The following is a 6,491-nucleotide window of genomic DNA, read 5'->3' as shown; positions in this document are numbered from 1 at the left end:
GGCGGAGCGCGCGGCGCGCAGGGAAGAACCGGCCCCGCAAAAGCGCCGCTGGAAATGGCCCTGGCAGAAATAAGCGGTGAACAGGACTGTGAAAAATAACGTGTAAACGTTATTTATAAAACAGGAGGTGTCTGAGATGGAGTTTGTGGACAAATGGAAAGAGGAATCATCTTATTCGGTGGATCGGGTCAGCCGCTGCACGATGTAGTGCTGCAGGTAACGCTGAAAGAAAAATTTTTCGGCACGGGTTCCGGCAACCTGACAGAACTGGAGAATGTAATGAATGCGCAGGCGAAAAAAGGTTATCGCCTCCATACCATTTCTACAGCCAGCGGCGGCAGCAAAGGATTTGGCGGCGGTGACCGGATCCAGGCGACCATGGTATTTGAAAAGCTGGGCTGAGGCGTTTTCTTTAAAAAGAGGGAAGACTTTGCGGTCTTCCCTCTTTTTTTGTCCCCTCTCAGCGAAAACACCCGGCCCCACGTGGGGCCGGGTGTTTTTTTGTCAACCGGCTTTTGTCGGCTTTTGGGTTTGTCCCACGGGCGGTACCGCATGCCCCATGGCGCGCCTTGTGCGCCCCATCGCCTTTTTTTTACAATGAGAACCAGAAAAGCAAGGCTTTTCCCGGCCCGCGCGGGCCGCAAAACCGCGAAAGGCCCGGGCAGGGCCTTCTGAAAAACATCCGCCGCCTGCGGGCGGCTTTGAAAGGGCGGGAACCGTTTGAAAAAGAAAACAGAATACTGGTGCACCGCCGAGGGGCTGGCGCTGCTGGAGGGCTGGGCCCGGGACGGCGTCAGCGAAAAGGACATTGCCGCGCGGTGCGGCGTGTCCGTGCCGCAGCTGCGGCGCTGGCGGGCCCAGTTCCCCGAAATGGACGAGGCCCTGCGCCAGGAAAAGGACGCCGCCGACTATCAGGTGGAGGCCGCCCTGTGGCGCAGCGCCGTCAACGGCAGCACCACCGCCCAGATCTACTGGCTGAAAAACCGGCGGGGCGGCGCCTGGCGCGACAAGCCCGAGCCCGAGGAGACCGCCAGCTTCGAGGACTGTCTGGCCGCAATCACCGGCGACGAATTTTAAATCGGATTTGCGGGCGGCTGCCCCGCCCGCGCGTTTTTTCCGGCCGGGAGAACGGCTGCCCCGCCCGCGCGTTCTTTGGCGCCCCCGCGGGGGGCGAAATCCCCGGGACGTCTCCCCCATGCACCCCGTTTACCTTGTGCAGCGCCCCGGCGAGCCATTCCCCGAATCCCACATCACACCGAAAGGAGGAAGCCCATGGCGGTAAACACACAGGCGTACATGGAACAGTATCTGAAGATCCGGGCCAAAAACGGCCGGCTGGTGCCGCTGGTGCTCAACGGCCCCCAGCAAAAGCTGTACGATGCCCTGGCCGCCCAGTACAAGGCGGGCAAGCCCATGCGGGCCATTGTGCTGAAGGCGAGGCAGATGGGCTTTTCCACCCTGACCGAGGGGCTTTTGTTCAAGCGCACGGCCACCCGGTTCCACGCCCGCAGCGGCATTGTGGCCCACACCGACGAGGCCGCGGCCAACCTGTTCTCCATCACCAAGCGCATGTACGCCCACCTGCCCCACGCGCTGCGGCCCCGGTGCGGCTCCAACAGCGCCCGGGGCATGCAGTTTTCCCGGCTGGACAGCGCCATCCGGGTGATGACCGCCGGGGGCGAGGGGGTGGGCCGGTCGGATACCTTCCAGAACCTGCACCTCTCCGAATACGCCTTCTGGCCCGGGGACAAGGAGGCAACGCTTTTGGGCCTTTTGCAGGCGGTGCCCGCCCAGCCGGACACGCTGGTGGTCATCGAGAGCACGGCCAACGGCTACGAGGATTTTCAGGCCCGGTGGGCGGCGGCCGTGGCCGGGGAGAGCGACTTCGCCCCGGTGTTCTGCGCCTGGTGGGAGCAGCCCGAGTACCGCCGCCCGGCCCGGGGGCTGGTGCCCACCCGGGAAGAGCGGCAGCTGCAGCAGCGCTACGGTTTGGACGATGAGCAGCTGAGCTGGCGGCGCTGGTGCATCCGCAACGCCTGCGGCGGGGACGAGCGGCTGTTCCGGCAGGAGTACCCGTCCTGCCCGGAAGAGGCCTTCCTCACCACCGGGGCGTGCGTGTTCGACAAAGAGACGGTGCTGGAAAGGCTGGGCCGCGCGCCCCGGGGCCTGACCCTGCGGCTGGACGAGGCGCTGGATGGCCAGACCCTGCGGCTGGCCGGGGTGTGCCAGGACCCGGACGGCGGCCTGACCGTGTACGAGCGGCCCCGGCCCGGCGTGCCCTATGTGATCGGCGCGGACACCGCCGGGGACGGCAGCGACTGGTTCGTGGCGCAGGTGCTGGACAACACCACGGGCCGGCAGGTGGCCACGCTGCGCCGCCAGTACGACGAGGACGCCTTCGCCCGGCAGTGCATGTGCCTGGGCTACTGGTACAACACGGCGCTGCTGGGCATTGAGGTGAACTTTTCCACCTTCCCGGTGAAGGAGTGCCAGCGGCTGGGCTATCCCCGGCTGTACACCCGGCAGACCGAGGACACCTACACCCACCGGTACCAGAAGCGCTACGGCTTTCGCACCACGGCCCTGACGCGGCCGCTGCTGGTGGCGGGGCTGGTGCAGCAGATGCGCCAGGACCCCGCATCCGTGCAGGACCGCACCACCCTGTGGGAGATGCTGAGCTTTGTGAAGAACGAGCGCGGCCGCCCCGAGGCCATGGCCGGGGCCCACGACGACTGCGTGATGGCGCTGGCCATCGCCCATTATATCCGGCCCCAGCAGGCCTACACCACCGACCGGGAGCAACGGGGCGACCCGGAGCTGGAGAGCTTTCTCAATTACGGATGAAGAAAGGAGCAGACCATGTTTCTCACACGAAAACAATACGACGAACTGTGCGCCCGGTTGGCGGCGCTGGAGGCGCTGGTGCGGCCCGCGGCCCCCGGCGGCGACCTGGCCGACCAGTGGCGCAACTTCTGGGCCTACAACGGCGACCCTCAGATGGGAGGTGACGGCCGATGAGCCAGCCGGACGCAGCCGCCCTGTGGCGGGAATACGGGGAGGGCGAGGCCTTTGACAACGCCCTGGGCCTGTACGAGACCGTGGAGCGCAACGAGGACTTCTATACCGGCAACCAGTGGAGAGGCGTGCGCGCCCCGGATCTGGACAAGCCGGTCATCAACGTGCTGGCCCGGGTGGTGAAGTTCTGCATCTCCTCCATCATGTCCGACGACATCGCCGTGGGGCTGGACACCTTCGAGGGCGGCGCCCGGCAAAAAACCGTGACGGACATGCTCAGCGCCCAGTTCAGCGAGATCATGGAGCAGACGGCCTTCAAGAAAAAGGCCCGGGAAGTGATCCGCAACGCCGCCGTGGACGGGGATGGGTGCATGCACTTTTATTTCGACCCCGACGCCGAGGCCCCGGCCGCGGGCTTTGCGCCCACCCCGGGCATCATCCGGGCGGAGATTCTGGAGAACACCGCCGTGCACTTCGGCAACCCCCAGAACGCGGACGTGCAGAGCCAGCCCTACCTGCTGCTGGTGTACCGGCGGCTGGTGCGGGACGTGCGCGCCGCGGCCAGTGCCCGCGGCGTGCCCGAAGAGGACATTGTCCCCGACGAGGACGACCACCGCCACGGCGACGCCCCGGAAAACGGAAAAGTGACGGTGATCCGCCGTTACTGGAAGGAAAACGGGACGGTGTGGTTCTGCGAGGCCACCAAGACCGCCCTGGTGCGCCCGGCCACGGACACGGGGTACCGGCAGTACCCGGTGGCGTTTTTCGCCTGGGAGAAGGTGAAAAACCAGTACCACGGCCAGGCGCTGGTGACGGCGGTCATCCCCAACCAGATCTACATCAACAAGCTGTTCGCCATGGCCATGCAGCATGTGAAAATGATGGCCTTCCCCAAGGTGGTGTACAACAAGAACCTGCTGCCCGGCGGCTGGGACAACCGGGTGGGGGCGGCCATCGGCGTGCCCGGGGACCCGGGGTCGGCCATTGCGGCCAACTTCCGGGCGGCGGACATGTCCAACCAGGTGATGGAGCTGCTGAACACCATGATCGACTACACCCGGGACACCATGGGCGCGTCGGACGCGGTGCTGGGCAACATCACGCCCGAGAACACCTCGGCCATCGTGGCCACCCAGAAGGCCACCAGCATGCCGCTGGAACTGCAGAAGCAGGACTTCTACGCCTTTGTGGAGGACAGCGTGCGCATCTGGCTGGACATGATGCAGCGCAACTACGGCGTGCGGGCCGTGCGCATGACGGACGAGACCGGCGCCGAACAGGTGGTCCCCTTCGATTTTTCGTCCCTGCGCTCGCTGCGCCTGCATTTGAACGTGGAGATCGGCGCGGCCACCTACTGGAGCGAGGTCATGCAGGTGCAGACCCTGGACCAGCTGTTCCAGAACGGGGTGCTCACCGACGCCGAGGCCTATCTGGAAAACCTGCCCAAGGACTGCATCACCGGCCGGGACAGCCTGATCCAGGCCATCCGCCGGCAGAAGGCCCAGGCGGCGCTGCCGGCCGGGGAGGTGATGGCATGAAGTGCCCGGTCTGCGGCCGCCCGGCCCGGGTCCTGCACGTAGACGAGCGGGACCCCGCGGGCGTGCGCATCACCTGGCTGTGCCCCAACCCGGCGTGCAGCCGTTACAAGCAGGCCTGCGGCGAAGAGCTGCGGCCCATTTCACAGGTTCACCCGGCGGACAAGCCGGATTGAGCCTCCCAAAGCCGGACAAGGCGGAAAGGAGCGCAATATGGAAGAAGAGACCCAAGTCACCCGGACGGACGAAGCGCTGTTCGACTGGGGCGAGGCCGGACAAGACCCCGCACCCCAGCCCGAGCCCGCGGCCGAGCCGGAACCCACCCTCACCGTGAAGTACCACGGCAAGGAGCAGCAGATTCCCATGACCGAGGCGCGCACCCTGGCCCAGAAGGGCATGGTGTTTGACGACGTGTCCAAAAAGCTGGACGCGGCGCTGCCGGCCTTTGAACTGATGGGCCGGTACGCCCAGGCGGCGGGCGTCAGCGTGGAAGAGTACGTGGACAAAGCCCGCAGCCAGCTGGACGCCGGGGCCCCGGCGCCGCTGGGGGCGGACCGCCGCCGTCAGTTTGTGGAGCTGCTGACCCGCTATCCCGACGCGGTGGACGGCACCGGCCGCCTGCCGGATTCGGTGATGGCCCAGGTGGCCCGGGGGGAAAGCCCGGTCCACGCCTACGAGCGGTACGCGCTGGAGCAGTACCGCATGGGCGAGCAGGCCCGCCGCACGGACCAGCAGAACCGTGCCAGCGTGCCGGGCTCGGCCCGGGGGCTGGGCGCGGCTTTGCCCGCGGACCCCTTCACGGCCGGGTGGGACAGCGAGAACTGATGAGAGAAAAGGAGAGAGAACATGGCAGGACAGACCGTACATCTGCATGAAAAGTACGCCAAAAAGCTGGATCAGGCCTTCACGCTGGAAAGCGTGGTCAAGGGCCGCCTTTGCCGGGAAGAGGAGTTTGTGGGCGCGCGCACGGTGCGCATTTCCAACGTGGACACCGTGCCCCTGAACGACTACGACCGCGCGGCCACCTCCAACCGCTACGGCACCCCCACCGAGGTGGGCGACACCGTGCAGGAGCTGACCATGACCCAGGACAAAAGCTTTTCGGCGGTGATCGACAAGGGCAACAGCGTGGACCAGTGCATCAACAAAGCGGGCCGGTTCATGAAGATCGAGACCGAAGAGGCGGTGATCCCGGCCTACGACAAATACTGCCTGGGCCGCCTGTGCACCCTGGGCGGCACCATCGCGGGCACGGCCGAGGCCATCGGCAAGGACAACGTCATCCAGCGCATGAGCGCGGCCCGGCAGACCTTCGTCAACGGCAAGGTGCCCGTGGCCAACCGCACCTGGTACGTGAACACCGGGGTGTTCAACGCCCTGGTGGAAACCGACCAGTTCAAAAATCTGGAGAAGCTGGGCGTCAAGGCCGTGGCCAAGGGCCAGGTGGGCGAAATGTTCGGCGCGCCGGTGGTGGAGGTGCCGGACGAGTACCTTCCCAAGGGGGTCAACTTCCTGCTGGTGCACAAGCGCGCGGCCTGCGCGCCGGAGAAGATCGGCGACAACAACCTGCACATCGACCCGCCGGGCATCAGCGGCAACCTGATCGAGGGCCGCTATTACTACGATTGCTTTGTCTACGGCCACAAGGCGGTGGGCATCTACGTGGACGTGACCACGGGCGACGGCGTGGAGGTGCTGGCGGCGCCGGAGATCTCCGCCACCGACGGCGCGGTGACGGCGGACGGCACCGTGTGGTATACCACCGACGGCACGGACCCGCGCTACAGCGCCACCCGCAAAATGGGCAAGGCCCCGGGCGCCGAGGCGGGCACACGGGTGCGCGCCTATCAGGAGACGGAAGGCAAGTTCCCCTCGCCGGTGGCAGAAAAAGAGATCACCGGCTGAGCCGTGGCGGGGGGGGGGGGGGGGGGGGGGGGGGGG

Annotated in this window: 8 protein-coding genes; all 8 read left to right on the top strand. The window is 66.2% G+C overall.

Annotated elements, in window-relative coordinates:
* Positions 1-153 precede the first annotated feature (153 nt).
* The 8 genes from WMO24_RS07920 to WMO24_RS07885 all read left to right on the top strand — a co-directional run bounded on the left by WMO24_RS07920 (position 154) and on the right by WMO24_RS07885 (position 6,455).
* On the top strand, positions 154-402 hold the full coding sequence (locus tag WMO24_RS07920; protein WP_349215868.1) for a DUF4177 domain-containing protein: 249 nt from the start codon (positions 154-156) through the stop codon (positions 400-402).
* 318 nt (positions 403-720) lie between these two features.
* On the top strand, positions 721-1,077 hold the full coding sequence (locus tag WMO24_RS07915) for a helix-turn-helix domain-containing protein (RefSeq protein ID WP_349215866.1): 357 nt from the start codon (positions 721-723) through the stop codon (positions 1,075-1,077).
* Positions 1,078-1,272: 195 nt separating this feature from the next.
* Positions 1,273-2,844: a terminase large subunit gene (locus tag WMO24_RS07910; RefSeq protein ID WP_349215864.1), complete on the top strand. Its 1,572-nt coding sequence runs from the start codon at positions 1,273-1,275 to the stop codon at positions 2,842-2,844.
* Positions 2,845-2,859: 15 nt separating this feature from the next.
* Positions 2,860-3,018 carry a hypothetical protein gene (locus tag WMO24_RS07905; RefSeq protein ID WP_349215863.1) on the top strand — a complete coding sequence of 53 codons (159 nt, stop codon included), beginning with the start codon at positions 2,860-2,862 and terminating at the stop codon, positions 3,016-3,018.
* Positions 3,015-4,553, top strand: coding sequence for a portal protein (locus WMO24_RS07900; protein WP_349215861.1), 1,539 nt, complete (start codon positions 3,015-3,017; stop codon positions 4,551-4,553). Before WMO24_RS07905 ends, WMO24_RS07900 begins: the two co-directional genes overlap by 4 nt.
* On the top strand, positions 4,550-4,726 hold the full coding sequence (locus WMO24_RS07895; RefSeq protein WP_349215859.1) for a hypothetical protein: 177 nt from the start codon (positions 4,550-4,552) through the stop codon (positions 4,724-4,726). Before WMO24_RS07900 ends, WMO24_RS07895 begins: the two co-directional genes overlap by 4 nt.
* A 37-nt stretch (positions 4,727-4,763) precedes the next feature.
* The gene (locus tag WMO24_RS07890) at positions 4,764-5,375 is read left to right on the top strand and encodes a hypothetical protein (RefSeq protein WP_349215857.1); all 612 of its coding nucleotides are present in this window, start codon (positions 4,764-4,766) and stop codon (positions 5,373-5,375) included.
* A gap of 21 nt (positions 5,376-5,396) precedes the next feature.
* Positions 5,397-6,455 (top strand): hypothetical protein, encoded by a 1,059-nt coding sequence (locus WMO24_RS07885; protein WP_349215855.1) that lies wholly within the window; start codon positions 5,397-5,399, stop codon positions 6,453-6,455.
* The last annotated feature ends 36 nt before the right edge of the window (positions 6,456-6,491 follow it).

This window comes from Ruthenibacterium intestinale (assembly GCF_040096265.1).
Taxonomy (GTDB): Bacteria; Bacillota; Clostridia; order Oscillospirales; family Ruminococcaceae; genus Ruthenibacterium; species Ruthenibacterium komagatae.
Note: the sequence above shows the minus strand (reverse complement) of the source record. Positions and strands in the feature narration are given on the sequence as shown.

What these genes read in the sequence shown, in the direction of transcription:
- WMO24_RS07920 (WP_349215868.1), top strand. Translation starts at nt 154, where the DNA reads ATGGAAAGAGGAATCATCTTATTCGGTGGATCGGGTCAGCCGCTGCAC.
- WMO24_RS07910 (WP_349215864.1), top strand. Translation starts at nt 1,273, where the DNA reads ATGGCGGTAAACACACAGGCGTACATGGAACAGTATCTGAAGATCCGG.
- WMO24_RS07905 (WP_349215863.1), top strand. Translation starts at nt 2,860, where the DNA reads ATGTTTCTCACACGAAAACAATACGACGAACTGTGCGCCCGGTTGGCG.
- WMO24_RS07900 (WP_349215861.1), top strand. Translation starts at nt 3,015, where the DNA reads ATGAGCCAGCCGGACGCAGCCGCCCTGTGGCGGGAATACGGGGAGGGC.
- WMO24_RS07895 (WP_349215859.1), top strand. Translation starts at nt 4,550, where the DNA reads ATGAAGTGCCCGGTCTGCGGCCGCCCGGCCCGGGTCCTGCACGTAGAC.
- WMO24_RS07890 (WP_349215857.1), top strand. Translation starts at nt 4,764, where the DNA reads ATGGAAGAAGAGACCCAAGTCACCCGGACGGACGAAGCGCTGTTCGAC.
- WMO24_RS07885 (WP_349215855.1), top strand. Translation starts at nt 5,397, where the DNA reads ATGGCAGGACAGACCGTACATCTGCATGAAAAGTACGCCAAAAAGCTG.